Source organism: Synechococcus sp. CBW1107, from assembly GCF_015841355.1.
GTDB lineage: Bacteria > Cyanobacteriota > Cyanobacteriia > PCC-6307 > Cyanobiaceae > Regnicoccus_A.
On record NZ_CP064908.1, the window covers coordinates 1231832 to 1257798 of the forward strand.

At 61.9% G+C, this 25967-nt stretch carries 23 protein-coding genes; 7 read left to right on the plus strand and 16 right to left on the minus strand.

The genetic code is table 11. The features are described from left to right. The first annotated feature begins 144 nt into the window (after positions 1-144). Positions 145-1974, plus strand: coding sequence for an ABC transporter ATP-binding protein (locus tag I1E95_RS06510; protein WP_197166399.1), 1830 nt, complete (start codon positions 145-147; stop codon positions 1972-1974). Between the two features lie 29 nt (positions 1975-2003). Here the strand turns inward: I1E95_RS06510 and I1E95_RS06515 are convergent, their stop codons facing one another. The 5 genes from I1E95_RS06515 to I1E95_RS06535 all read right to left on the minus strand — a co-directional run bounded on the left by I1E95_RS06515 (position 2004) and on the right by I1E95_RS06535 (position 8903). Next, entirely contained in the window at positions 2004-3257 is a 1254-nt protein-coding gene (locus I1E95_RS06515; protein WP_197166401.1) for an O-antigen ligase family protein, read from the minus strand. A 61-nt stretch (positions 3258-3318) separates the two neighbouring features. Then, positions 3319-4734 (minus strand): hypothetical protein, encoded by a 1416-nt coding sequence (locus I1E95_RS06520; protein ID WP_197166403.1) that lies wholly within the window; start codon positions 4732-4734, stop codon positions 3319-3321. Continuing rightward, entirely contained in the window at positions 4721-5563 is an 843-nt protein-coding gene (locus tag I1E95_RS06525; protein ID WP_231594908.1) for a glycosyltransferase family 2 protein, read from the minus strand. Before I1E95_RS06525 ends, I1E95_RS06520 begins: the two co-directional genes overlap by 14 nt. 668 nt (positions 5564-6231) lie before the next feature. Beyond that, positions 6232-7062: a hypothetical protein gene (locus tag I1E95_RS06530; protein ID WP_197166407.1), complete on the minus strand. Its 831-nt coding sequence runs from the start codon at positions 7060-7062 to the stop codon at positions 6232-6234. Positions 7063-8132: 1070 nt separating this feature from the next. Beyond that, on the minus strand, positions 8133-8903 hold the full coding sequence (locus I1E95_RS06535; RefSeq protein WP_197166408.1) for a glycosyltransferase: 771 nt from the start codon (positions 8901-8903) through the stop codon (positions 8133-8135). A 663-nt stretch (positions 8904-9566) separates the two neighbouring features. On the opposite strand from I1E95_RS06535, the gene I1E95_RS16835 reads away from it, so the two are divergent. Next, entirely contained in the window at positions 9567-9983 is a 417-nt protein-coding gene (locus I1E95_RS16835) for a hypothetical protein (protein ID WP_231594909.1), read from the plus strand. After that, positions 9949-11289 carry a CCA tRNA nucleotidyltransferase gene (locus I1E95_RS06540; RefSeq protein WP_197166409.1) on the plus strand — a complete coding sequence of 447 codons (1341 nt, stop codon included), beginning with the start codon at positions 9949-9951 and terminating at the stop codon, positions 11287-11289. The genes I1E95_RS16835 and I1E95_RS06540 overlap by 35 nt, the downstream gene beginning before the upstream one ends. Before the next feature lie 35 nt (positions 11290-11324). On the opposite strand, the gene I1E95_RS06545 is transcribed toward I1E95_RS06540, so the two are convergent. The 5 genes from I1E95_RS06545 to I1E95_RS06565 form a co-directional block, all read right to left on the minus strand. Then, positions 11325-11819 (minus strand): KdsC family phosphatase, encoded by a 495-nt coding sequence (locus tag I1E95_RS06545; protein ID WP_370594578.1) that lies wholly within the window; start codon positions 11817-11819, stop codon positions 11325-11327. A gap of 95 nt (positions 11820-11914) precedes the next feature. After that, complete coding sequence (gene kdsA / locus I1E95_RS06550; protein WP_197166410.1) at positions 11915-12727, minus strand: 3-deoxy-8-phosphooctulonate synthase; 813 nt, start codon at positions 12725-12727, stop codon at positions 11915-11917. Between the two features lie 80 nt (positions 12728-12807). Then, the gene (locus I1E95_RS06555) at positions 12808-13839 is read right to left on the minus strand and encodes a glycosyltransferase (RefSeq protein ID WP_197166411.1); all 1032 of its coding nucleotides are present in this window, start codon (positions 13837-13839) and stop codon (positions 12808-12810) included. A 47-nt stretch (positions 13840-13886) separates the two neighbouring features. After that, entirely contained in the window at positions 13887-14600 is a 714-nt protein-coding gene (locus I1E95_RS06560; protein WP_197166412.1) for a heme oxygenase (biliverdin-producing), read from the minus strand. Positions 14601-14679: 79 nt separating this feature from the next. Next, positions 14680-15132, minus strand: coding sequence for a hypothetical protein (locus I1E95_RS06565; protein ID WP_197166413.1), 453 nt, complete (start codon positions 15130-15132; stop codon positions 14680-14682). Between the two features lie 156 nt (positions 15133-15288). Here I1E95_RS06565 and I1E95_RS06570 point away from each other — a divergent pair, with 156 nt between their 5' ends. Together I1E95_RS06570 and I1E95_RS06575 are read left to right on the plus strand one after the other, a co-directional pair. After that, positions 15289-16734 (plus strand): NADP-dependent isocitrate dehydrogenase, encoded by a 1446-nt coding sequence (locus I1E95_RS06570; protein ID WP_197166414.1) that lies wholly within the window; start codon positions 15289-15291, stop codon positions 16732-16734. A 30-nt stretch (positions 16735-16764) separates the two neighbouring features. Then, complete coding sequence (locus I1E95_RS06575; protein WP_197166415.1) at positions 16765-18141, plus strand: (Fe-S)-binding protein; 1377 nt, start codon at positions 16765-16767, stop codon at positions 18139-18141. Positions 18142-18150: 9 nt separating this feature from the next. Here I1E95_RS06575 and I1E95_RS06580 read toward each other — a convergent pair whose 3' ends face one another. After that, entirely contained in the window at positions 18151-19596 is a 1446-nt protein-coding gene (locus I1E95_RS06580) for a four-carbon acid sugar kinase family protein (protein WP_197166416.1), read from the minus strand. Here I1E95_RS06580 and I1E95_RS06585 point away from each other — a divergent pair. Then, positions 19587-20798: an FAD-binding oxidoreductase gene (locus tag I1E95_RS06585; RefSeq protein ID WP_231594910.1), complete on the plus strand. Its 1212-nt coding sequence runs from the start codon at positions 19587-19589 to the stop codon at positions 20796-20798. The genes I1E95_RS06580 and I1E95_RS06585 overlap by 10 nt on opposite strands. On the opposite strand, the gene modB is transcribed toward I1E95_RS06585, so the two are convergent. From modB to I1E95_RS06600, 3 genes are all read right to left on the minus strand, one after another. Beyond that, on the minus strand, positions 20799-22634 hold the full coding sequence (modB, locus tag I1E95_RS06590; protein WP_197166420.1) for a molybdate ABC transporter permease subunit: 1836 nt from the start codon (positions 22632-22634) through the stop codon (positions 20799-20801). Beyond that, positions 22631-23425 carry a molybdate ABC transporter substrate-binding protein gene (modA, locus tag I1E95_RS06595; protein WP_197166421.1) on the minus strand — a complete coding sequence of 265 codons (795 nt, stop codon included), beginning with the start codon at positions 23423-23425 and terminating at the stop codon, positions 22631-22633. The genes modB and modA overlap by 4 nt, the downstream gene beginning before the upstream one ends. Positions 23426-24094: 669 nt before the next feature. After that, positions 24095-24556, minus strand: a complete 462-nt coding sequence (locus tag I1E95_RS06600) for a hypothetical protein (protein ID WP_197166422.1) — start codon at positions 24554-24556, stop codon at positions 24095-24097. Between the two features lie 107 nt (positions 24557-24663). Here I1E95_RS06600 and I1E95_RS06605 point away from each other — a divergent pair, with 107 nt between their 5' ends. After that, positions 24664-24903, plus strand: coding sequence for a hypothetical protein (locus I1E95_RS06605; RefSeq protein WP_197166423.1), 240 nt, complete (start codon positions 24664-24666; stop codon positions 24901-24903). Here the strand turns inward: I1E95_RS06605 and I1E95_RS17245 are convergent. Together I1E95_RS17245 and I1E95_RS06615 are read right to left on the minus strand one after the other, a co-directional pair. Next, positions 24887-25033, minus strand: coding sequence for a DUF1993 family protein (locus tag I1E95_RS17245; RefSeq protein WP_370594579.1), 147 nt, complete (start codon positions 25031-25033; stop codon positions 24887-24889). The genes I1E95_RS06605 and I1E95_RS17245 overlap by 17 nt on opposite strands. A 160-nt stretch (positions 25034-25193) precedes the next feature. Next, entirely contained in the window at positions 25194-25925 is a 732-nt protein-coding gene (locus I1E95_RS06615) for a class I SAM-dependent methyltransferase (protein WP_197166425.1), read from the minus strand. Positions 25926-25967 lie beyond the last annotated feature (42 nt).

A 25967-nucleotide genomic window follows, 5' to 3' on the forward strand; every position in this document is an offset into this window, starting at 1 on the left:
CACAAAAATTCTCTTGGCAGTGGTGGGTGTCGATCTGCGGTCTGGACCACGCCCACACACAAGAGACGGACGACCCAATAAATTGGCAATATACTTGGCCTGAAGCAAATTGCAACCACCCCACGGAATAATTAAGTCCTCTTGATGTCAAACAACAAGAAATTTAATAGCCAGACCATAGGATACCTAGCGAGGCTCCTGCGTTTTTTACCCAAAAAGCGATACAAGGCATTATTGATTCTTGCTCCATTATCGATTATGCCCGGCATTCTCGATCTTCTTACCATTGCAGTTGTCTCCCGATTAGCTGGTGCATTGATTGGCATCAAACTGCTTGATTTTATTCCAGGAGTCAAAGTCTTTGGCGGCAGCATGGCGGAGCAGAGTCTCTGGCTGATCAGCATTTTCATTGCATTGGCCTGGTCGGCCTCCGCACTACGGCTAATCCTTCAGTACACACAACAACGGCTGACGGCCCTGATCTGGAGGGATTTTTCTGATCAGATTCACCACAATATTCTCTACCAGCCTTATTCTTATCACCTTCTACGTAGTACTTCTGGGCTGACGTCCTTGATAATCGGAAATGTCAAGGCTGTGTCCAATGGAGTCATAAACCCTATTCTACGAATCGCAAGTAGTAGTGTTTCTATCGTTTTGCTATCTTTTGGAATTGTCTTCGTAGGTCGCTGGCTATCGGTGATAATGATTACACTCCTTGTGATTGCCTATCTTGGCCTCTCTCTTTTTCTAACTCCCTATCTTCGTCATGCTTCCAAGCAAGTGGTAAGGGAAGACGCGAGGTCCACTCATGCCCTAATGGAGTCATTGGCATCTATTCGCGACATTCAACTTGCGAATGCTGAGCCATTCTTTCAGAATAGCTTTGTTGCCTCGGGGGAAAGGGCTCAGCGTTATGCATGGATTTCAGCATTGATTCCTATCATCCCAAGGCAGCTGATTGAGCCCCTGGGAATAACGATGATTTTTCTCTTCGGAGCTGTTCCTTACCTTGCCAACGGAAATATTGAAGATATACGAAAAATCATTCCACTTCTTGCCGGCTTGGCAATCGCAGCCCAGAAACTCACTCCACCACTCCAGGATTTGTTTTCTTCGATTACCTTGCTGAGAGGTAGCCTCCCGAAGATTGCAAAGACAGTTGAATTGCTGGAGTTGTCCAAACCCAGACTGACATTGATTGACGTCGGTGTGCCTTCACCAGAATCAGTATTCCCAAGGCACTCAATCAGGCTAAAAAATGCTTGGTATCGATATCCACGTACTGAAAACTTTGTAGTACGTGGAGTTAATCTTTCCATTCCCGTTGGATCGAGGGTGGCCCTCGTAGGAGCCACGGGAAGTGGAAAATCGACAGTGGCTCATCTCTTGCTCGGTTTACTCGATCCAGATATAGGCTCCTTTGAGCTCGACGGAATACCTTTAGATGAAACTACCAAACCTGCTTGGCAAGCATGCTGCGCTCAGGTACCTCAACATATTCAGCTGCTGGATGCCAGTGTTCAATCGAATGTCGCTTTCGGAATCGATCCGGAAAGAATTGACTTCTCCCGTCTTTGGGAAGCCTTGCAAGCTGCCCAGCTGGCTGATGTGGTTGCAGAACTACCCTATGGTCTTTTAACTCCTATAGGAGAAAATGGGATGAAGCTATCCGGTGGTCAACGCCAAAGACTAGCGTTGGCAAGATCTTTTTATCGAAATTCTAAGTTTCTTCTTTTGGATGAAGCCACAAGCTCTCTCGACAACCGAACTGAATCTGATGTAATTAATGCCTTTGAAATGATTGGTAGACGATGTACAACAGTAGTAATCGCCCATAGATTGAGCACTATTGTTCGCTGTGACAGAATATATGAGCTGCATAACGGATTGATCAAAGCATCAGGAACCTATGAGGAGCTTAGGGATAACTCAGATTCATTCCGTGACTTATCAAAACTTGAAATAGGTTAAGTGGCCATGCGGAAAAGTCAAGGAAAGACTTAGCATTTTACTTGGGGCGATAACTTCATTGTCAATGAAGCAAAAGAAAGGCCGAGCAGTGATTGAATGAAGGAGACCTTGCCCCAGCCGCCCTCAATAAGCAGGAATAAAAAACAATATAAAGACAGTGTCAACGACGCCAGGACTGCCGGATGTGAAGAGTAGGGTATTTGATTACAGGCAAGTCGTATGAGCAGAAAGCCAATAATACAGATCATAAGCAAGGCAGGAAACCCATTATCCGCCGCAACTTGGGCGAACACATTGTGAGCATGAGTTGTGCCCTTAATCAAGCCAATATCTTTGCAGATTCCTTGGCTTGCTCGAGTAAATCCAAGCCCATATATAAAGCTATTATTACCATTAAATAATGCTCCAAAGTAGCATTTTAATAAGTGCAATCGATGCATATCGTTAACCATGTTTTCCCTGTTTGAATAGATTGCAGTCAGCATGGCTGCCAGTGCTGAGAGGGCAAGTACAATAACAACTATATATGCGGAATATCTCCCAAATATATTCTTTGCTTTATTCAGCAAGCTATTCAGCCTGTTATTAAAATCTACTGAGCGAGATCGCATACAGGCAAATAAAACGACAGCAATAGATATGACTGGCAAGCCAATTGCAGCTCTTGATTGGGTGTTTAATACGAGGATAGAGCTCAATAAAGTGGAAAGTGTCCAGAGAATGATGACTGATACTCTTCTTGCACGTGCGCGAACTGAATAGACTTCACACAGAAGAAAACTACTGCTGATGGTGAGGCAGCCTCCAAACAGGAACGCAGTTTGATTGATTGAAAGCGCTGCGGCTTGAAAAGATTCTTCAGACTGACTGATCAGAAATAAATGCAGAGCGACTATCCCCGCTAAGGGCATAGCTAAAGCATAGAATGTAAAAAAGTAAGTCCACAGACTAGCCGCCATTTTATAGAATGCCGAAAATGCAATCACGATCATAATATAGTCTGAAAGCGTAATCTCCCAGCCAAGATATCGTTCGTCGCTATGGAGATAGATTCTCATCGATAGCAGCAGGAGACAGAGATAAGCAATGAGAATGGGCTCTTTCCTGCCGTTCTTGACAAGTAAAATGGAGATCCCTATCACTAGTGGAATCAGTTCATGATTAAAGTCGAGAAAGGAAGGAAATAGCGTAAGAATTCCGGAGACTATAATCAGTGAGATCCCTAAAATGTCAACGATCGACAATTTTGGGGATGATTTCAATGTGTTTAATGGATAGGTCACGATTTCAGATCAGTCAAGGCAGCCATGTGGAGGTTTTCCTTGTTGGGGAGAGTATAAGCTATCAATCATGGGCTTGGAAGAAGTTATGAGGCCGACTTCCCGGCTGTTTAGATGTGTTTTCATTGCGGGAGGAAGAAGGAGGCGAATCACCAGTATTCGAGATAATCCGCATTCCGCCAGTGGTCGGTAAGGCTGAAAACACGGGCTGATCAAAGACCATGGTTAAGGAAGCCATTAACAAGCCGATCAGAGACTGGAGGAAGGTGGTCTTGCTCCATCCCCCATCCACCTGCAAAAACAAAAAGCAGTAGATAGCAGACGTTAGGGAGGCAAGCTCTGTTGGACTGGAGAGCCTGTTGACAAGTCTCCAAGCCATTCTTGCAAGCAGTAAAGATACTATAATAAGACATATCATGGCAAAGAATCCATTATCAGCCGCAACCTGGGCGAACATATTGTTGCTATGTATTCCACTTGGGAAAGCTCCTTCACCGCATAGCCACGTGCTGGTATTAGTAAATCCCAGTCCATAAATGAAGCGATTTTGATTGGTGAACATAGAGCCGAAGAAGCATTTTAGCAAGTTTAGCCTACTGAGTATATTGCTTAGGTTTTCCTGACTTGAGTATGCTTCAGAAATGAATGACCATGAAGCCACTCCAATAGCACTTAAAGTTATCAGCATAAACCCAGTCTTTATGCGCACCACCTGACGGCCTGACGAATAATGATGTATCAACGCATCGACAGACTGGCTTAGGCTTGGGAGTGCGTCGACCAACACCACGGCAACCACCGAGATAATCGCTAGGACAAGACCAGCCCACGAATGGGTTTGAACCATCAGAAAGCAATTGAGGAGGCTTATTGAAAACCAGGCGATGACGATCACCAGTTTTTGCATTCCCGAGCGTCGCTGGCTGAGCGCATTCCATAGAAAACTCAGGCTAATCGTTAGGCAGGTGCCAATTATCAAGGCTGATTGCTGAGTCGAAAGTTCGCCAAAAGCGAAGCTTCCTCCAAGTCTTTCTCCTCCATGGAGAATAAGCACAGAAATGCATGCTATCGGTACAAATGCAGAGAATGCAGAAAAGAACAGCCTCCACATCGATGCCTTAACCCTAAATGCAGCAACGAATGAAGTCAGAACCAAGACATAGTCGTTGAGCGTCGTTTCCCGGGGAAAGTAGCGCGCGTCTGTATGTAGGTAGATTCTGAGGCTCATCACAAGCAAGAACATGAAGCCAATACTCAATGGCGTCCTCCCGCTGGATTTGATTAACAGCAGGATCAGCCCCGCCATCAAAGTCAGCATCTCCATCTGATTGATCAGGAAGGAGTCAAGAGCTGTTGCGACTCCTGCAAACACAATCAGAATAAATCCAACGGCTTCGCTGGACAGGCAACAAGGCGATCTGGACAGAAGATGCACCAGATTAAACTTATTGGCGTTACCATGGGTCTTAGATTTGCTCATGCTTGTTTGACTCTTGACTACTTAATAGCATTCTCCAGGCTGAGCAATAGTGGTCAACACTATGCGGACCACCCATGCAGTCCCCCCAGATCTGCTGAAAGACGCTGAGCTCCGGCGGGATATCATCCAGATTGCGGCTTGCCGACTCAAAATGAAGCCATTGGCTGCCTGGCACCAGAACGGTGCGCTGGCCGAGGCTAGCAGCCCTAAGGCAGAAATCGACATCTCCATAGTTAATCGGGAAGCGATCACAGAATCCACCCAACCTTTCCCACAGGGAGCTGCGGCACATGGTGACGGCCGCAGTGACGGCATTGAATGTACGTTGCCCCCGCAAGGTTCCCCAAGGGAGTGCCTCGGGGCGCGATCCGGCCCAGGCGTGCCGAGGAGCAAGATTGTCGATGGCAGTACCCGCATGTTGAACCCTCCCATCGGGATAAAGAAGCAAAGCTCCGGCAACGCCGATATCGGGCTTTGTCAAGGCCTGAATCAACAGCTCAACTCCTTTGACTGCGAGTAACTCGGTATCGTCATTCAATTGAAGCAGGAGCTCGCCGTGGGCCTCGGCAGCGGCCTTGTTTATGCGTTTCGTGTAGTCATAGGGACCGCCATCGCGAAGATGCTTCCAGCTCTTTTCTCCCAACTGGCTCTCAACTAAAAATCTAAGCTCCTCAAGCAAGGATTCTGTTAACTCACCACCATCAATCAGGACGATTTCAAGCCGACGATAATGGCTTCGTTCCAGCAGCGTTCGCAAGCAATGACGCACCAGAATCTCAGCCCCCCCCGGCGCGATCACCTTGCTGAATCCGGCTGTCGGGAGAAGCACGCTGACAAGCGGCTGCCAGGCCCCAACTGTCGCTGAGGCCGACTGGGTTGGCGATGCAACACTGATGCAAGCCTCAGGAGCCCGCAGCAACGGTAGGGGGACGTGAGCATGGCCCCCGTGGGCATGAGACAGTTGCTGCAGAGCTTCTCGCCATGCAGGAGCGTGCTCCGGCCGCGGCAGTTTATCCAAGTGCTGGTGCAATCGCCCATGCACCAGCACTGGCCCCTCCCCGATGCCCGTTTCGGCATCGAATACGGAATCCCAGAGAGGCTTCTGGCGCCAACACCACGAGCCGTTTACTCTGATCCAATCATCGCAGGTGACGGACGCCGCACCAGTGCGCACCATTCGAGCGGCCATCCTGCGGAGCAGGCGCCTCTCAAGACCTGGCGAAAGCTGCCATCGTGGAGGCATCAGGAGGCTTGATGCGGCCAAAACATCCTGCACTTGTTGCGGAGAAGCTCGGCAACCTGGTTGGCAGTCGAGCAAAGCGATCCTGAGACGATCGGCCCAAGGGGCATTGCGATGCTTCTCCAGTCGGGGAACAAGGCGCTCGGCCGCCACCCTCAATAGGCCATCTGGATCCCCCCGCAACAGCGCCACAAAGAGAAGAAGGGCTTTTCTCACCTTCCGCTCCAACTTCCGCCAGCCCTTGACGGGTGTGGCTCTCATCGGCTCCAACCCCGCTTCAGCTGGCCCAGAAGTCTGCCGGGCAAGCTGCGGCGAATGGCCTGCAATCGCCGACTCAGCCGATCCATCGACTCAACCCGATCGAGCAACGGCCGTTGGGCCATCAGACCGCTGCCGAGGAAGCGCTGGGGCCGGGTATCGATCTCCACCCCGGCTTTGGCGAGCCAGCCGAGCAGCGATTGGGTGCTGACCAACTGCTGACGCAACCATTCAGCTTGCTTGAAGGAGAGCTGAATCAGGGCGTCAGGCTGTTGCTGCATGAACCAGCTAGAGAAACCTGCCACGGAGCAGAGAGGAATGGGGAGGCTCTCGTCCTCCAGCAGCAGCGAGGGGCGATTCAACCGTTCCGGGGTGACCACCACCACCGGACGACCTCGGGCGATCGCCTCCAGATGGCCCGTCCCGATGTGGCCGGGAGCGATCACCAGTCGGCAGCTCGCTAACAAGGCAGGCAAGGACAGGATCTCCGGGCAGGTCCGCAATCCCTGGGCGACCGCATCACCAGAGCCGCCAGGCTCAAGTGGTGGCTTGCGGGCCAGCTGCAGCGGAATTCCGTGGGCAGCCAACTCTGTCGCAATGCGGTCAAAGGCGCCCCAGTAGGCCTCTGTATCGGCGAACGGCACAAGCGACTGCTGTTGGAGAGGGTAATGGAGCCAGCCCACCGAACCATCCAACGCCTGGGGGATCGGTCCTTCCAACTCCACGGCATCTAATAGATGGGCGCGAACCGGATCAAGCATCACGACCGCGGCGGCCGGGGTGTGGGGCTGATCACGGCTCGAGCGCCGTTGCCCCCTCAGCGGGACCAACCGTGCATCACCCGGCCGAAGGTGCCGCTGAAATCGCCCGGTTGACTGGAAGGGCAGCACCTCAGCGGTGTGATGCAAGACAGCGTGGGGCACGGCCTTCTGGCGGGCAAGGATGACCAATCGCTCCACCGCCCGACTATTTTCTTCCGGCACCAAGATCAGCCGGGGCGGCTCCAGAGCCCAGTGTTCGGCCAGGGATCGATCGAGCCGAAGACGTCGTTCAGCCAGGTGCTGCGCCTCCTGCACCAGCGGGTGCCAATCGCCAAGGGCTGCCAACCAGGCCTCTGGGCCGGCCTCCGCCCCAGAGGGCGGGGGGCAGGGGCACTGCGGCGGCGAGTGCCTCGGACAATCGTCTAGGTCTTCGTGACATCGGTAAGTGGGTGTGCCTGCAAAGAGATCGGGCAAGGGTGCGGCCGGCTCTGCCTCAAACAGACGGACTGACAATCCGGCAGCCTCAAGTGCCAGCAGAGTTAGCTCCGGATGGCGCAGTTTGCCGGTCGCTAGCCAGACTCCTGACCCACTCAGGCGGCCTCTCCAGTCAGCGGATCGTGGCTGTGAGGGGCCTGAACCGACCAATCCGATCGGATCAAGAACCTCTAAGTAATCTATTTTTGTGCAGCGGGCCTCTAGTCCCGCGGCTAGGGCCAGCAGGGGAAGATCACCTAGCTGGCCGAATCGAGGGGGTCGGAACGCCCTGCCGACTGGAATGCAGACGGCTTCGGCCTGGGCCAGTTGTCCGATCCAGGCTGGCAGCAGGGCCAGGGTGAGCAAAGCTGGAGCCGCAAGGTCGCCACAGAGGAGTTCTTCCAAAGTTGAAGCGGCGGGGGCCCCATGCTCTGGTGCCCCGACCATCGCCAAGGCCCGGCTCCAGGCTTGCAGGTGTTCCTGAAACTCACGCCAAGGGCCTTCACCGCAAGGTCCTAGCCAGCGCACACCCGCTTCGAGCTGGCGACGCTCTAGCTCTGCCCAGGCCTTTAACGAACCGCAGAATACGCAAGAATCATCGACTTTTTGGCGACTCGCCTGACTCCACCAATGGACCGCCTCGGGATCAAGAAGGATCAGCGCCTTCATCCCCAGAGCTGCATGGCTTCATCCCGCGCCGAGAACCATTCGGCCGCCAAGTGTCCGCCCATGGTGCGCTGCTCCCGGAACCAGGGCCCCCCCAGGGTCCAGTGCAGCAGGATTGGACCTCCTTCGTCCACGCCGGCCATTGGGGCGGGCTGCACACCTACCAGATGGTTCCAACGGTCGGGGAGGGCACCGATCTCATGGTCACCGGCCAGCCAGTGGAAGCGATGCAGCTCCAGGCCGCTGGCGCTGTTCACGTACTCGGGAGTGAGCGCCCGACAGCGGCCGCAGTTGAGCAGCATCAGGGAGCTCCAGTTCTTCTTCGGGTAAGCACTCTGCACCTCACCCAGGAATTTCACGGTTTCCGCTGGCACGTGCTGATGCTGCACGCACATTAGAGCGTAGTCGTCATTGCGCTCGGCCCAAAGCTCGGCGATATCTCCGCGGCAAAGCATGTCGCAGTCCATGAAGACGGCCCAACCCTGATTGTCCATCAGATGGGGCACCAGGAAGCGGGTGAAGGAGAAGGCCGTGCTTTGCTTCGGATCTCGCTTCCGGCGGTAGAGACCCTGGCGCTCCAGCTGGGGAGTCACCAAGAGGGTGATCGCCAGCGGTGCGCTGCTGTGCTGGTAGAGGCTATCGATCAACACGTTGGCGGCGGCCCGCTCACGCGGGTCGTAGCCGATGAATATCGGGATCGGGGCCGGACCATCCCAGCTCGATCGCGTCAACGGGCTGGGATGGGCGGCAAATGAGGAGGGTGGTTCCATTTGGGCCGATCACACCGGACGTCACGAGGCAATTACAGTAAGGCCAAAGCTTCGATCAGTCGACACACACTCAGCCTTGTGTGATGAGAGTGATGACCAGGGGCTTCAACGAGCATTTCAATCGACGAAGCGGCTGCTGAAGGACAAGAATTTATTGGTAAGAACGTCACGCAGGCAACTGGAGTTGTTGCACAGGAGCACAAAACTCCTTGAGCTGCCTATTTGGCATCCCAACCGTCATGAAGGAGTTTCATAGTCTGCGAAGACATCCTTGCCTTGATGAGACTGTCTTTGTCGCCTCCTCAGATACTTAAACTTCAGCCCTCTGGCCGCACCGGCAGAGGCACCTAATTCCAGCTTGAAATTTTACCAGAAACTTGATTAGGTGTGTCATGCCACCGGCTGTTCCGGTTGACAAAGGATGCTCCTGTGGGCTGTAAGTGCCCTGCCAGTGGCTTTTTGCTGCGTTGGTGAGGTCGCGCGGCCGGCTCTGGGCTACCCAGGTGCCTGGGCTTTCCGTGGATTTCAGTTCCGGCGGCGGCAGTGACGTGGACTGGCTTTTCTGGCCAGGGCCCATCGTTAACCTCTGAGGCGGGTTGGGGTTCCCCCGATTTTGAGGACAAGTCGATAAGGGTCACGCCATGACCACCAGACTGTCCATCGATGACGAACCCCCCCCACCAGAACCAGGCGCCGGATCACGGCGCAGCAGAAGGCGGTGGCCGCTGGGTGCGCCAGACCCGCATTGATCACGGACTGGCTGGTTCCAAGGACAAGGACCTGCTCACCACAGCAGAGCGGGAGGAACTCAACCGGCTGCGGAAGGAGAACTGGGAGCTGAGGAGGGAGAAGGACTGTTTCTGGCTGGCGGCAGCGCGCTTTGTACAAGAGCTGCTGCCGCCTAGAGGTTTCTCCCGCTCGATGCTCTCACAGGTCGTCACTCCGACTCCTGGCTGTGCCAGCAGCAGGGTGTTGCCCCGGGTGGTTTCTATGCCTGCCGCCACTGCGAAACGACCACGACCGATACTGGAAGACGGATTTCAGCATGGGCGACTCTTCGTTGGAAAATGCCGCCGCTGACTCCCTGGCCCCCCACAGTTGCACGATTGCTTACAGCGAACCACTTCGTCGCCTGCTGCGCCAAGTGGTGGACCTGGCGGCCCCCCTGCGGGTGGCACTTGTGGGGGGAGCGGTACGCGACTTGCTACTGCACCGACCCCACAATGATCCCCGACTCGGCTTGCCCGATCTGGATCTGATAGTGGAGGAGAGCACGCCGGGAGTGCGGGCGCCAGCTGCCCATCGCGTCGCCATCACACTTAGGCAGCAGCTGGGGAAGGCGGTGAGCCTGTTTCATCTGCACGACGCCTTCGGCACCGCCGAGCTCGAAGTCAACGGCATCCTGCTGGATATCGCCACTGCCCGCCAGGAACATTACCCGGAACCTGGCAGCCATCCTGTGGTGCAGTTCGGGTCGCTCGAGGACGATCTATCCCGCCGGGATCTGTCGATCAATGCAATGGCCATGGTGCTGGATCCCCGGGAGAACAACACAGCCCATCTACTCGATCCCTTCGATGGCCGAAGCGATCTCGCCAGGCATCAGCTGCGCTTCCTGCATGCAGACAGCCTGCGGGACGATCCAACCAGGATCGTGCGAGCCGCTCGCTACGGTGCTCGGCTCGGCATGGATTTGAGCAAAGCCAGTTTGATTCAGGTGCACACCACCCTTGCGGACTGGCCCTGGCAGATCAAGTCCCGTGGGTCCTTGCCGGGGCTCGGGACGCGTCTGCGCAGCGAACTTGAGCTTCTGCTGGGCCGGGAGCCCTGGGAGAAGGCTCTGATGCTTCTGCAGCAATGGGGCTCGCTGGTGCTTCTCGACCCCGGGCTGCAACACGATCGGCACTGGCTGCGACGGCTCCGACGAGCTCAGCGCCTGGCCGCTCGCCTCGAACGACCGCCATGGCCCCAGGAGGAGTGGTTGCTGCTCGCCCTGCTGGCCCGCCTCGACGACCCCCTGACACTCGCCAAGAGGCTGCAGTTGGCTGGACGCTGTCATCGCCTGCTCACTGAGCTGCTACGGCTGCGGGGGTGGGTGTGCCAGACAGCAACCGAGCCGGAGTGGAGCCCCTCAAGGCTGAGCCAGGCCCTCGAACGACAGGGATTCAGCCCGGAGGGGGTCACTCTCCTGCTGGCGGCCTACTCGGGTTTGGAGTTCCCACCTCGCTTGCGGCGGGGACTGCTGCGCTGGCTGTTGCACTGGAGGACGCTCCGGGCCGAACCGACCGCTGACGACCTGATCGCTGCCGGGGAGCGGCCTGGTCCAGGACTCGGTATGCGCCTCAGGCAGCTAAGGGCCGAGCGACTGGATAGGCAACGCTGGTGACGGGGCAGCCTATTGAAAAAGAACGATCAATTGGCTCAGCTATTGCCATCCCGCCATCCCCGTTTCGCCAACGGCTGCCATAGGCCGCGTGCACGAAGAATCGCTTCCGCCAGCAGACGCACGGCCCCATCGCCGCCAGCTCGTGCCAGCACCCAGTCAGCCTGGCGCTTCAGGGGTACTACCGCATCAGCAGGGCAGAACAGCAAACCCACCACAGACCGCACGGCCAGATCGTTGAGATCATCCCCGAAATAGGCGGTTTGGGCAGGGGTGACCCCCAGAGAGCGCTGCAGCTCGACTAGAGCCGCTGGCTTGTCTTTGACAGAGGTGAGGCAGTGGCGGATCTGCAAGGAACTGGCACGCTGTTCGGTGGCGCCACCCTTACCACCACTGAGCAGGGCGACCTCAATTCCCGCCTGCTGGAGCAGACGGATCCCCAGACCGTCACGCACATCGAAGCGCTTGATCACTTCACCCCTCTCATTGGTCCACAGCCCGCCATCGGTGAGCACCCCATCGACATCGAGCACCAGCAATTCAAGATCAGCGAACCTGGAGCGACACCACCACGGGCAGATCCAGTTCCATTGCCCGAGCCACGACCTGATTCCCTGCTGACGGACTATCACAGCGTGCTGGGAGCCTCACCCTGGGCGACCAATGGAGCCCGGATGGCCATCAACTGTTCCAGGAGTGCTTCTAGGCGGGACAGCGGCACCATGTTCGGACCATCACTGAGGGCCTTCTCAGGATCGGGATGCACTTCCATGAACAGGCCGTCCACGCCGACCGCCACCGCTGCCCGTGCGAGCGGTGCCACAAATTCCCGCTGGCCGCCACTGCTGCTTCCACGACCGCCCGGCTGCTGCACCGAGTGGGTGGCATCAAAGATCACAGGACAGCCCAGGGCCTGCAATTGGGGCAAGCTGCGGAAATCCACCACCAAGGTGTTGTAGCCGAAGCTGGATCCCCGTTCCGTCAACCAGAGGTTGTCGGCCCCGGCGGCCCTCATCTTGTTCACCACCTCGGCCATGTCCCAGGGCGCCAAGAACTGACCCTTCTTGATGTTGATCGTCTTGTCGGTGCCACGGACGGCCTCGGCGGCCGCCAGCAGCAGGTCAGTCTGTCGGCAGAGGAAGGCAGGAATCTGAAGCACATCCGCCACCGCCGCCACCGGCATCGCCTGCCGACTTTCATGGATGTCGGTGAGTACCTGCAGGCCGAATCGACGCTTCACCTCAGCCAGCACAGCCAGACCCTCCTCCAGCCCTGGGCCGCGGAACGAACCACCGGAACTGCGGTTTGCCTTGTCGAAGCTGGCTTTAAACACATAGGTGATGCCCAGCCGCTGAGTGATCCCCTTCACCCGTTCGGCGATCTCCATAACCAAGTCGCGGCTTTCGATCACGCATGGGCCGGCTATCAAAGTGAAGCTCATGAAGGGATTGAGCGGCGGGCAGGCAGGGCGAAGATCCCTTGCATACAAACGATACGCAGGCCCCAGCAACAAGAAATCGATCAGGTCAGCAGCCGGCGTCTCACGCGCCCCAGTCGTTGTCGCCAGCGCAACTGCCAGAGCCGGGGAGACCTCAGCGCCTCCGAAACTGGAGAGCTGTCGCCTGGGCTGTGGCTCCTCTGCAGCCGATCCCAGTGGCCATCAATCGCCACCAGGGCTCTCTGCCAGCGCTCCTGCAGGTTGGCTTCGGAGCTCTCGGACAGCCGGGAGGTCAGTTGGGCGGGGTCGGCACGCCAAGAGGACGGATCGGCCACCGCCGCTTCAATTCGCTCTAGATCGGATGCCATAGTGCCGCAGCCGATCTGGTGGCCCACCAACCCGGGATCGAGCAGATCGGCCAAGGCGTGATTGAAACTGCTGAACACCACGCAACCGCATGCCATGGCCTCAAGGGGGGGCAGACCAAAGCCTTCGCTCACGCCACGACCCCGCCAGTAATCGGCAGAGTCGTAAATGTAAACCTTGGCTTGATTGAAAAGGCCCACCAGGTCATCGACCCAGCCCTGCTGCACCCGCACACTCAGGCCCCGTCCTCGCAGCACGGGCACCAGCTGGTGCAGGACATAGGCACTGGTTTTCCGTGCCTGCACCAAGACATCGATTTCACGTTCCAGTCCCTGATCCCTCCACTGGGGCTGCAGGGCATTGGGCACCAGGAACAGGGGGTTTCGGGGGGCCCGGTCTCCCCAGTAGCCCAATGTGTTGCGGCTCACGGCCAGCACCGGCACCCCTTGGGGGAGATCAAAGCCATAACCGCTGCTGTGGGCGTGATAAGCGACGGGCCGACCCCGCAGGCGTCGCAGGAGGCGAGGAACATCAAAGCCCCAGCTGACGATCCAAAGAGCCATTCCCGGAGCCGATTCATCACGCAACAGATCGTCCAGAAATGGACGACCGGCTTCCCGTTGACGGTATGTCACCAGTTCGGTGGGCCTAAGCCCGGCTGTGAGCCTGATCGTCTGGAGCTCAACCTGCAGACCCCCGCAGCGGTACTTCCCAGCGGTTCCGGGCAGCAGAAATCGGAGCGGTCGCACTGGTATTGAGCTGTCGATGAATCAGTCTGACCCAGCCGGGCCGTAGCTCAGGCCGCGACGGCTTCGGTGCTGCCGGTGCGCTGACGGCGGGTGAGGAAGCCGAAGAGCACCTTGCCGATGGCCGCCACCAGATTGCCTTCCAGCTCCTGGAACATGACCATATTCAGGTGGAAGGCATGATTGGCCTCCGCCACGATGCGATCGGCCATGGCCTGATCGATCGGCAGCTGATCCAGACTGGCGCGGTAGTTCGCCTTGAAGGCCTTCTCGTCGGGAATGGCGTCGAATTCGTAGAAGCGAAGACCATCGTGGTCACCCAGATTCATGGCCTTCTGGGCGATGTTCTTGAGGATCTGACCGCCGGAGAGATCACCGATGTAGCGGGTGTAGTGATGACCCACCAGCAGCTCGGGAGATTCGGCCGCCACCTGGTGGATGCGGGCCAGGTAGGCCTCGGCGCCTGGGGTGGGGGACACCTGCTGACGCCAGTCGGAGCCGAAGTAGAAGGACAGGTCGGCCTCCAGGGCTGCGCGGCGGTTGAGGGCGTCGCTGGCGATCGGACCGACGACGGGGTGGGTCTTGAGCTTGCCGATCTCCTCCTCCATCGCGCTGTAGACGAAATAGAGGTCGGCCACCAGCTTGCGGTAGCTGATCTTGTCGACCACTCCCTTGAGGAAGCAGGTCACGAAGCCGGTGTTCTCGGCCATCGTGTGCGCTTTCTTGGTGCCTTCGCGCAATTGGAACGCCAGGTCGACAGACATCTCAGCCGGGGTGCTGTTTGTACGGAACAGTCAAGGTAGGGCTGATATGCGGTGGCAGGACCAAGTTGGTTGCGAAGGTTTAAGCGGCCTGGTCCTGCCGATCCGGATCGCGGGCCAGCAGCGTGAACAGCTCACGGCAGACCTGCTGCAGCTTCTCGACCACATCGGGCCTGGGCAGGTTGGGGCCGCTGGGGCACCAGTCGCCCACCGTGGCCAGCCGCCACTGTTCCCCCTGGAACGTCATGCCGCTGAGCACGACGCCCAGCAGCCGTGGCGGCCCCTGGGCGGGCGCGGGTGCGGCGGCGAGCCGCAGCTGCATCAGCAGGCTGCGGCATTGCAGGCGCGGGCTCCAGCCCGGGAAATGGAAGGCCAGATCCACCGACTCCTCCTCTTCGAAGCGACGGGTCACCGGGTCGTCACGCCAGGGGGTGAGGTTGGCCCTGGCATCCGGGAAATGACGCCGGAACAGGCCGGCCGCGGAGGCGATGGCCTGGGCCATCTCCGGACTGCGGGCCAGGTCTGCCGCATTCATGGCGTTTCCCCTGAGCAGACGTGCGGGTCGGGCTGAACTTAGGCTCCCCCAACCGAACCATGCTGCAGCGTGCCGACGGCCACTGCGAGACATGGTCGGGGGATGACCACGGGTTTCCCCGGTTCGTCCTGAATCACGTCGCACGATCTGCCGCCGATGGCGTCCACCCCAGCTCCCGCCTACGACCAGCTGACCGCCCCCAGCAGCGGCACAGCCATCCGCTTCGAGAACGGGTTGCCGGTGGTGCCGTCGGATCCGATCATTCCCTTCATCCGCGGCGACGGCACGGGCGTGGACATCTGGCCCGCCACCCAGCGGGTGCTGGACGCGGCGGTGGCCAGGGCCTACGGCGGCGAGCGCCGCATCGAGTGGTTCAAGGTCTACGCCGGAGATGAGGCCTGCGATCTCTACGGCACCTATCAGTACCTGCCCCAGGACACCCTGACCGCCATCGAGCAGTACGGCGTGGCGATCAAGGGGCCGCTGACCACGCCGATCGGCGGAGGGATCCGTTCGCTCAACGTGGCCCTGCGCCAGATCTTCGACCTCTACTGCTGTGTGCGCCCCTGCCGCTACTACACCGGTACCCCCAGCCCCCACAAGCGTCCCGAGGACCTCGACGTGGTGGTCTACCGGGAGAACACCGAAGACATCTACATGGGGATCGAGTGGGAGGCCACCGATCCGGTGTGCGTCGACCTGATCGCCCACCTCAACGACGTGGTGATCCCCGCCAACGGCAAGCTGGGCCAGCGCCGCATCCCCGAGGGCTCCGGCATCGGCATCAAGCCGGTGAGCAAAGCCGGCACCCAGCGCCACGTCCGCAAGGCGATCCAGCACGCCATGAAGCTCGATGGCGCCAAGCGCCACGTGACCCTGGTGCACAAGGGCAACATCATGAAATTCACGGAGGGGGCCTTCCGAGACTGGGGCTATGAGCTGGCCACCAGCGAATTCCGCGATGTCTGTGTGACCGAGCGGGAGAGCTGGATCCTCGACAACCTCGACCGCAATCACGGCCTCAGCGTCGAAGACAACGCCCGCCTGATCGAGCCCGGCTACGACAGCCTCACGCCCGAGAAAAAGGCGGCTGTGGACCGGGAGGTGAAGGAGGTGCTGGCCGCCATCGGTGAGAGCCACGGTTACGGCAAGTGGAAATCGATGGTGCTGATCGACGACCGCATCGCCGACAGCATCTTCCAGCAGATCCAGACCCGCCCCCAGGAGTATTCGGTGCTCTGCACCCTCAATCTCAACGGCGACTACATCTCCGATGCCGCCGCCGCCGTGGTGGGCGGCCTGGGCATGGCGCCGGGAGCCAACATCGGCGATCACGCGGCGATCTTCGAAGCCACCCATGGCACCGCGCCCAAGCATGCGGGCCTCGACCGGATCAACCCGGGATCGGTGATCCTCTCGGGCGTGATGATGCTCGAGTTCATGGGCTGGCAGGAAGCTGCCGATCTGATCACCCGCGGCATCAGCGCCGCGATCGTCAATGGCCAGGTGACCTACGACCTCGCCAGACTGATGGAACCCCGGGTCGAGCCTGTGAGCTGCTCCGGCTTCGCCGAGGCGGTGATCGGCCACTTCGATCTCTGAGCACCGGCTCCAGCGCCCCGGCCCCCAGCGATGACCGTCACCCAGCCCGACCATCCCTTCCTGCGGACGGCCAGTGCGCTCGCCACCGACCCCTGCATCCACTGCGGGTTCTGCCTGCCGAGCTGCGCCAGCTACCGGGTGCTGGGCACGGAGATGGATTCGCCGCGCGGGCGGATCCACATGCTCAAGGCGATCGATCGCGGTGAACTGAGCCTCGACGCCACCGTGGCGGGCCATTTCGACAGCTGCCTCGGCTGCCTGGCCTGCGTCTCGGCCTGCCCCTCGGGAGTCCGCTACGACGAGCTGATCGCCGCCACCAGGCCCAGGCTGAATGCACCGGAGCTGCGCAGTCCCTGGCAGCGCAGTTTCCGGGCTCTGCTGTATCAGCTCCTGCCCTACCCCGCGCGCCTGCGGGCGCTGCTGCAGCCCCTGCGGCTCTACGCCGGCACTCCCCTTCAGGCGCTCGCCCGCCGCAGCGGCCTCACCCGGCTGCTCGGCCCTCAGCTGGAGGCGATGGAGCGGCTGCTGCCGCCCCTGCAGCCGGAGGCCTTCCAGGACGAGGCTCCGGTGGTCGTTCCCGCCCGGGGCCGGCGGCGCCACCGGGTGGGGCTGGTCACGGGCTGTGTGCAGCGCCTGTTCGATCCGGCGGTGAACCGTGCCGCGACCGAGCTGCTCAGCGCCAACGGCATCGAGGTGGTGATCCCACCCGGGCAGAACTGCTGTGGCGCCATGACCCATCACCAGGGGGAGCTGGAGCGGACCCGCGCCCTGAGCCAGGATCTGCTGGACCGCTTCGAGTCCGTGATCGGCGAGGGCCGGCCGGCGGGCCCAGAACCCCTGGAGGCGGTGCTGGTGGCGGCCTCCGGCTGCGGGCACACCCTCAAGCAGCTCGACACGATCCTGGCGGAGGAGCCGGACTGGGCCGCCCGGGGCAGTGCCTTCGCCGCCCAGGTGGCCGACATCCAGGAGTTCCTGCACCGGGTGGGACTGAGCCCCGAGTTCGTGGCTCAGCTCCGGCCCCTGCGCCACAACGATGGCAGTCCCGCCAGCGCCGATCGCCCGCTGCGCCTGGCCTACCACGATGCCTGTCACATGCTCCACGGCCAGGGGCTGAGCCAGCAGCCGCGGCAGCTGCTGCGCCAGATCCCCCACGTGCGGATCGTGGAGGCGGTGGAAGCGGGCGTGTGCTGCGGCAGCGCCGGCATCTACAACCTGGTGCAGCCCGAGGAAGCCGCCGAGCTGGGCCGGATCAAGGCCGCCGATCTCAGCAGCAGCGGCGCCGATCTGGCCGTGAGCGCGAACATCGGCTGCAGCCTGCAGATCCGCCAGCACATGGAGGCCACCGCTCGGCCGATCCCCGTGGCCCATCCGGTGGAGCTGCTGATGCGCAGCGCCAGCGGCGGCTGAACCTCCTGCTCAGAGTCTGCCCCCCTCCGGCTCCATCAACCGCCAGGCCTGGTGGAGGGTGTCCGCCGCCCCGAGATTGCCGGGGAAGGTGAGCAGGGGCAGCTGCGGGAAGCGGGGGTGGTCGGCCGGCAGGCGCAGCAGCGAGAGGCCCGGCAGCAGCTGACCCTCCAGCCTCACCGCGGCCAGGGCGAGGCCATCCCGCAGGAGCGTCTGGCTGGTGGTGCCGCCCTTGCTGATCAGATAGGCCAGCTCCGGTGGCAGCCGGACGGCGATCCGGGCCATCAGGCCCGCGAGCGCCAGAGACAGCTGCTGACGTTCCTGAATGTCGCGGCAGGACCTCTCCCCCCGGCTGGTGAACAGAACCGGCGTGCGGCCGGCGCTCCAGGCGCGCCGTAACGGCTCCAGCAGCTCGGCCTGGAGCGGTTGGAGGGCCTCGGCGGCCACGGACTCCATCTCAGCAGAGGCCAACGGGAACGGCAGGCTCCCGGGCGCAGGCCGCAGCTGACGCAGCGCCTCCAGCACGCGATCCACCGGCAGCTCCACACCGGCACAGGCGGGCTCGGCCAGCAGGTGCTGCAGTTGCTGATCGCTCAGGGGAACATGGGAGCCCACCAGGACCGCGCCCGGGGCCGTGCCGCGGCGCAGCCGGGCCAGCCCCGCGGGTGGCAGGGGCTGGGGCGGCAGGGCGGCCAGAGCCTGTAGCAGGCTGGCCGCCGACTGGACGAGCAGCCGCCTGAGCGGCAGCACCACCCGGATCGCCCGTGCCAGGGCCTCGAGCTGCCCGGGCCGCTGAGCATCCACCACCACGACGGGGTTGCCGCGCAGGGCCAGCAACCGCTCCACCAGGGCCTGGTGGCCTTCCGGCTCCAGCTCCGCCAGGGTGATCCGCTGCACCGCCTCGGCCCGGCGCTGACCACCGCTCTTGTGCTCCACCCAGGCGGGCAGATGGCTGGTGGGGTAGCCGAAGCGTGCATCGGCGGCGAAGGCCGAGCGGTGCACCGGCTCGCCATGGAGCAGGTGAACCCCCTCCACCGTGGTGCGCCCTCCCTCCAGAAAGGCCGGCACCAGCAAGGTGGCATCGAAGGGGCCGAGTTCCGCCGCGATCCGATCGATCTCCAGGGGGAAATGGCCGCGCAGGGTGGAATCCCCACGGCTCACCATCAGCCAGGACCCCGGACCACCGCTGCCAGGGGCGTCGCCGGGGGCCTCCCCCAGGACCGCCCGCAGGGCCCGGCAGATGTCGTCCACCCGCCTGGCCGCCTGCCGGGGCTCGAGCGAGCGGGTGTCACTGAGCAGAAACAGCAGGGGGGATGGGTCGTTCAGGGCCTGCGTCAGGGTGGCCGGATCCCAGCGCAGTAGCAGCGGACAGCCATGCACGGACTGGGATCCGGTGGGGTCGTCATCCAGGACGATGATCTTCAAGCCGGCGGACGCGGGGGAAGGCCATGGAGCCATGGCACCATCGTGCCGTGATCACCCCTGATCCCCACGATCTGGCCGATCTCGTGCGTGACCTGCACGCGGACGGCACGCCCTGGCTTCCCGCCGGCAGTGGCAGCCGCCTGCACTGGGGGCCGCCGGTGCCTGACACCGACCTGGTGGTGAGCACCCGGAGCATGAACCGGATCCTCGATCACGCCGTCGGGGACTTCACGGTGACGGTGGAGGCGGGCACCCCGCTGCGGGAGCTGCAGGAGGCCCTCCACCGGGAGAACCAGTGGCTCACGGTCGACTGGCCCTGGGGCAGCGATGCCGACGGGACTGGTGCGGGGACGGTGGGGGGACTGGTGGCCCGTGGCCTGGCCGGTGGCCTGCGCCAGCGCTATCTGGGTGTGCGCGACCAGTTGATCGGCATCGGCCTGCTGCGCGCCGATGGGGTCGCCGCACGGGCGGGGGGCAAGGTGGTCAAGAACGTGGCCGGCTACGACCTGATGCGGCTGTTCACCGGCAGCTGGGGCTCGCTCGGACTGATCACGGAGGTGACGCTGCGCACCAGCCCCCAGCCGCCGGAGCGGCGGGGCCTGCTGCTGCAGGGGGAGCTCGAGCCCCTCGATCAGTTGCGCCGCTGGCTGCTGCGATCCAGCCTCACCCCCGAACTGATCGATTGGTGGAGCCCGCCCCTGGCCGCCCTGGCGGGCGCCGAGCCGCAGCCGGCGCTGCTGCTGGGGCTGGCCAGCGTCAGCGAGGCCGCCCTGCGGGCCCAGTGCCAGGAAATCCGCGGGCAGGCCGAAGGCCTGGGCCTGCGCAGTCAGCCCCTCGATCCGGAGCGGCTCGAGGCCCTGCGGGCCGTGGCCCTCGGCCGGCCCGAGCCCGGCGGCTGGCTGCTGCGCCTGGGAGTGCTGCCGGCCCGCTCGAGCTCCCTGCTGGCCGAGCGGGCGCTGCGGGATCTGCCGGTGGTCCTGGGGGCCGGCAGCGGCCTGGGCGACTGCTGGGCGCCGGCGCAGCTGCCGGCCTACCGGGTGGAGGAGCTGCGGCGCTGCTGCGTGTCCCGCGGGGGGGTGCTCACGGTGCTGCAGCAGCCAGCGGGCTGCCAGGTGCCGGCGTGGGACGACGTCCCGTCACGGGCGCTGATCGAGACGGTGAAGGCCCAGTTCGACCCCAAACAGCAGCTGGCCCGCGGGCGGCTGCCGGGGGTGCGCGATCGGCCTCTGCCCTGATCAGCACAGGGGCATCAGGCACGACTCCGGGATCGAGAGGATCAGGGGGCCGCTGCCTGAGGCCAGTCGCCGCCAGGCACCGGCCGCCATCTCCACCTGCAGGGCCTCAGCGGCGGCGGGCGTCTGCCCCACGGGTCGCACGTAGACCGACACGCTCCAGGCACTCTCGTTGACCTCGACGACACGGCAGGGCCAGGCATTGGCTTCCGCGGGCTCGACCGGATCGCCGGCGGCGCGCAACTCCAGGTGATTGGCGCGCAGACCCATGTGGGTGGTGCCAGTGTTCCAGGGCCGCCCGCGCCGCAGCGCCACGCCCCAGGCAGGCGCCCACAGATCTCCGGAACCGCGACGCTCCACCCGGGTGATGTTCTTGCAACCGGTGAGGCGGGCCGCCGCCAGCGTCCCGGGCTGCTGAAACACCTGCTGGCGAGGTCCATGGCCGATCAGCCGGCCGTCATCGATCAGCAGCAGGTCGTCGGCCATGCGGTAGGCCTCGTCGATGTCGTGAGTGACCAGCAGGAAGGGCACGCCCGTGCGCTGGAGCTGCTCGATCATCTGCTGCTGCAACTGGCGGCGCCGGTAGGCGTCCTGGGAGGAGAGGGGCTCATCGAGCAGCAGCAGCTCCGGCTCGATCACCAGGGCGCGGGCCAGGGCCACCCGCTGCTGCTGCCCGCCCGAGAGCTGGTGTGGGAAGCGGCTGGCAAGCGCAGCCAGGCCCATCACCTCCAGCTGGGCCTGCACCAGGGCCCGTCGCTGGCGCCGCTCCCTCCGGGCCAGCCCGAAGGCCACGTTCTCCTCCACGCTCAGATGGGGGAAGAGCGCGTGGTGCTGCACCACCATGGCGATGCGACGCCGTTGCAAGGGTGTGTCGTGGCCCGTGTCGCTGTCGTGGAGCAGCCGGCCATTGAGACGGATGTGGCCCCGGTCCGGATGCTCCAGCCCGGCCAGAGCGCGCAGCAACAGGCTTTTACCCGCCCCTGAGGCCCCGAGGATCGCCAGGCGCGGGCAGCTGGTGCTGAAGCGCATCTGCAACTGGAATCCGGACCGATGAAGGTCAAGGTCCACCTCGAGGAGGAAGGGAGCCGGGCCGCTGGCCCTGTCGGCAGCCACCACGCCGGCAGCCACCGGGGACGGGGGCTCCTCCAGCGCCCGGGACCGGCTCGGCCGGCCGAGCCGCAGGCTCTGGAAGCCCTGCACCAGCAGCAGGCAGAGTCCATTGAGGATCAGCACCAGCACGGTCCAGAACCAGGCCAGGGCGCGATCACCGCCATCGACGGCCGCATAGATCGCCAGGGGAAGGGTCTGGGTGCGGCCGGGGATGTTGCCCGCCAGCATCAGCGTGGTGCCGAATTCACCCAGGGCCCGCGCGTAGGCGAGGCTGATCCCCGCCAGCAGGCCCGGCATCACCAGCGGCAGGGTGACGGTCCGCAGCACCCGCCCGGGTCCTGCCCCGAGGCTGAGGGCCACCGCCTCCAGCGAGGGATCCATCTGATCGAAGGCCGCCAGGAGGGTGCGGTAGAGCAGAGGGAAGGCCACCACCGCCGAGCTGAGCACCGTGGCCGGCCAGTGGAAGACCAGCTCCACCCCCAGACGAGCCAGTCCAGCACCCACAGGCCCATAGGGCCCCAGCAGCTGCAGCAGCAGAAAGCCCAGCACCGTGGGTGGCAGCACCAGAGGCGAGAGCAGCAGCAGATCGGCGCCGGCGCGGCGCGAACCCTGCCAGCGGCTCACCTGCCGGGCCGCCAACAATCCCAGGGGCACCACCAGCAGCACCGCCAGGGCGGCACTGCGCAGGGAGAGCCAGAGTGGCGAGAGATCGGTGAGGCCTGCGCTCACGGCTGGGAGGAGGGCGCAGGACCCCCGAAACCATGGTGAAGGAAGGATTCGCGTGCGGCTGAGTGCGCCAGGGACCGCAGGTAGGCCTCGGCCGCGGCGGAGTCGCGGCTGGTCTTGAGCACGGCACCCACGTAACGGATCGGATCATGGCTGCCGGCAGGTGCCACGGCAGTGATGCGCAGCTCCTCGCGCGCCTGGGCTTCGGTGCGATACACGAAACCAGCGTCCACATGGCCCTCGGCCACGGCCTGGGCCACGGCACGAACAGAGCCCAGGGGCACAAGCTTGGGCGCGACCGCGGCGCTGAGCCCCAGGGACGCCAGCACCTGGCGGGCGTAATCGCCGGCTGGGACAGTGGAATCACCGATCGCGATCGTGCGCAGCCCAGGCTGCGCCAGGCCTTCGAAGCTGAGGGTTCGCCGCGATGAACGAGAGGGCACCACCAGCACCAGCTCGTTGCTGAACAACTCACGGCGACTGCCAGGCAGCAGCCGGCCAGCGCTCTCGAGGGCATCCAGCTGACGCTGACCGGCTGAGAGGAACACATCCACCGGCGCCCCCTGCAGGATCTGCTGCTGGAGGGCGCCCGAGGAGGCGAAGTGAAACTGCACAGCCGGGCCGACTCGCCGGCTACGTGGTTCAACCCCAGCGACCTCCTGGAGGGGATCAGCCAGACTCACCGCTGCCGCCACCAGCAGGGGCCTCGGGGAGGGCGCCAGGCTGCAGGCCGCAGCGAGCCCGCCCAGTGCCCCCAGCACCGCCACGATCCACCACCGCTCTCGACGTGTCATCGATCAGCTGAACCGACCAGGCATCACGCCTCTCGCTTCACATCGGGCCTCAGAACGGCCATGTTGTCAGCCTTGCCGAGTGGAACACCAAGCGATCGATTCCATCAGGCCTCTGGTGGTGGACGTGGCCGGGATGGAGGGGCGTCACCTGTCCTGACGGAGGGAGGCCAAATCCCTGGTTTCGGGATTTTGCAAAAGGCATCTCAGCTGCCGCGATACGTGGAGCACGAAAAAGAGATTCATCACACGCGAGCACTGCAATAACCATCCGTCTTCTTCACGCCAAAGATCATCCAGGTTCTCGAGAAGAAAGTCTTGGTTTCCTGGCCCTTGAACTACGCCCCAGCCCCCCCCTGGATGAACCGATCGATTTGTTCCTGGTGCCAGCGAGTGGCGTTCGCCTCCTGGATCCATCCATGGCATCATGATCGATGTCACTTCCTGGATCAGCGGTGCAAGTGCACGATCAATCAGGCTTTCCTGTCGTGATCTCCACTTCAATCTCCAGGGCTGATCAGAAAGCACTCCGCCGCCGACCTCATGGCCCGAGCCGCTGAACGCCGATCGTCCCAGGTCTGGCCCGCGATCACCGCACCATTCCATTGGTCCGGGATCAGCCTTGGCTCTGCATCGTCTGCCTGGTTTCAACGTCGCGTGGCATCACAACGTTCATTCCAGCCCATCGACGTGCAGCAGGCAGCACTCTTCAAGCGCTTCGGCTCGATGACCGCGACCCGAAGGATCATCAAAAGCAAATAAATCTCCTGGCCTGAACATTCGAGTTTCAACGGCGTTTTCCGGCCCTACGGAAACCTGAAAAACGCCCTCCACCATGTACAGGAAGTCCAAGCTGGGCGCATTATGCCATTCCCATGCCCATCCTTTGTCCATTCTCATAAACGACAACCTCCCCGGCGGCAATGGATCCGTCCCAAAAAATTCCGGGGCATCATCTCCTTCCACCAAAGGCTTCTCCTCCAGGACATCTTCGACAAACCGAGAGAAACCAAGAGATCGGTCTGAACGAATATATGTAATCTTATGGGGCTGGCCAATTCGTTTCACGAGAACCTCCATCTCAAAGTTGATTGCCTGTGCCACACCCATGCGCGCAAGAGCAATGGGCAGCATTGTGATCTGATGCAATGACCGAGGCCTGATTGCCTTGATCCGAGCGTGAACAGCGTGGACCACCGTGCTGTCACTCCGAAGATGCCGATGTATCTCCTGCTTCAACCATGAATCCGGCCGACTGCTTTGTCAACTCTTTCGCCTGGATGGCCAATGGTTTGTTAACACCTGCCAGCCCATCTCGCGCAGTGGTGGCTCTGTCGAACATGGGCCATGATCTCCTCCACCTGGGCGTGAGCCTTCCCACACGCGCAGCCTGGAGAGCAGGCAGTTCCATCAGCGATGAGCTGGCGGCCATGCTCTCGGCGGAGACCATCCGCCGGCCGTTCATCACGCCGCGCGCCTGACAAAGGACATCAGGAAGGCCATGGAGTCGACCTTGCCCAGCGGGACCCCGAGCGCTCGAAGGATGGCGTAGGTGGTGGTGAGGTGAAAATAGAAACTGGGGATCAGAACATCACTCACCTGGAACCGCACCGGTGTTTCGCAGTAGAGGCCGGAACCCAGCTCGGTTTCTGCAGGGCGGCGCCCATGTCGGGGAGGGCCTTCTCACCAAGGCGCAGGATGCGCTCCAGAACCGCGAGCCGCGTCTCGAAGATGCGGCGGAACTCATCCGTGTCCCGACTGTCCCGCCTGGTCATGGGGGCGACTCCAGTCCGATCTCCGCTCGGAACAGGCGCAGTCCCACCAGCTCACCCTTGATGCCCTGGTCGTAGCGGCTCACGAAGGTGTCGTGGCTCCAGCCCGGCGGAACGTCCCGCAGCAGCGGCGCCACGTAGGGATGCAGGACGGCGGCCTCTCCCTGCAGGGTGTGGGCCGGGTAGATCCGCAGTTCCCCGCGGCACACGCGCAGCAGCTCGGCGAGGGCCCGTTGGTGCCACTCCAGTCCCAGACCGGGTTCATCCATCAGGCCTCCGTCACGGACTGGGGCATAGGCAAAGAGGAGGCTGCCGCTGAGCGCCAGATCGAAGCGGCCATCAGCGAAGGGCAGCGCCGGCAGGCCGGCGGCCACATAGCCGCCTGGGTGGGTCCGGCGGTCCTGCTGAAACTGGCGAAAGGCCTCCAGCTTGGCCTCGAAATAACCGGCGCGGTCGAAGTCGTCGCGGATGTTGCTCTCAGCCGGGAGCTGCGACGACACGGCACTGATGTCAGCTCGGGTTCGGGCATCCAGCTCGTCCGGAGAGAGCGCGTAGCTGGGATCCACGGCGGTGGGGTGAGCACCGAGAGCGCGAAGCACGCTGGAGAGCGAACCTGGTCCGCCCGGGCAATCCAACACCCTCAGGCCCGCCAGGTGCCGGGGCTCCAGGGCAAACATCTCCAGCAGCTCCTCACCGGTGCGCCCGAACGAGAGGATTCGATCAAAGCGCATGGGCCGGGGGCGCAGAGCTTGCAAGCTGCGTGTTCATCCTGC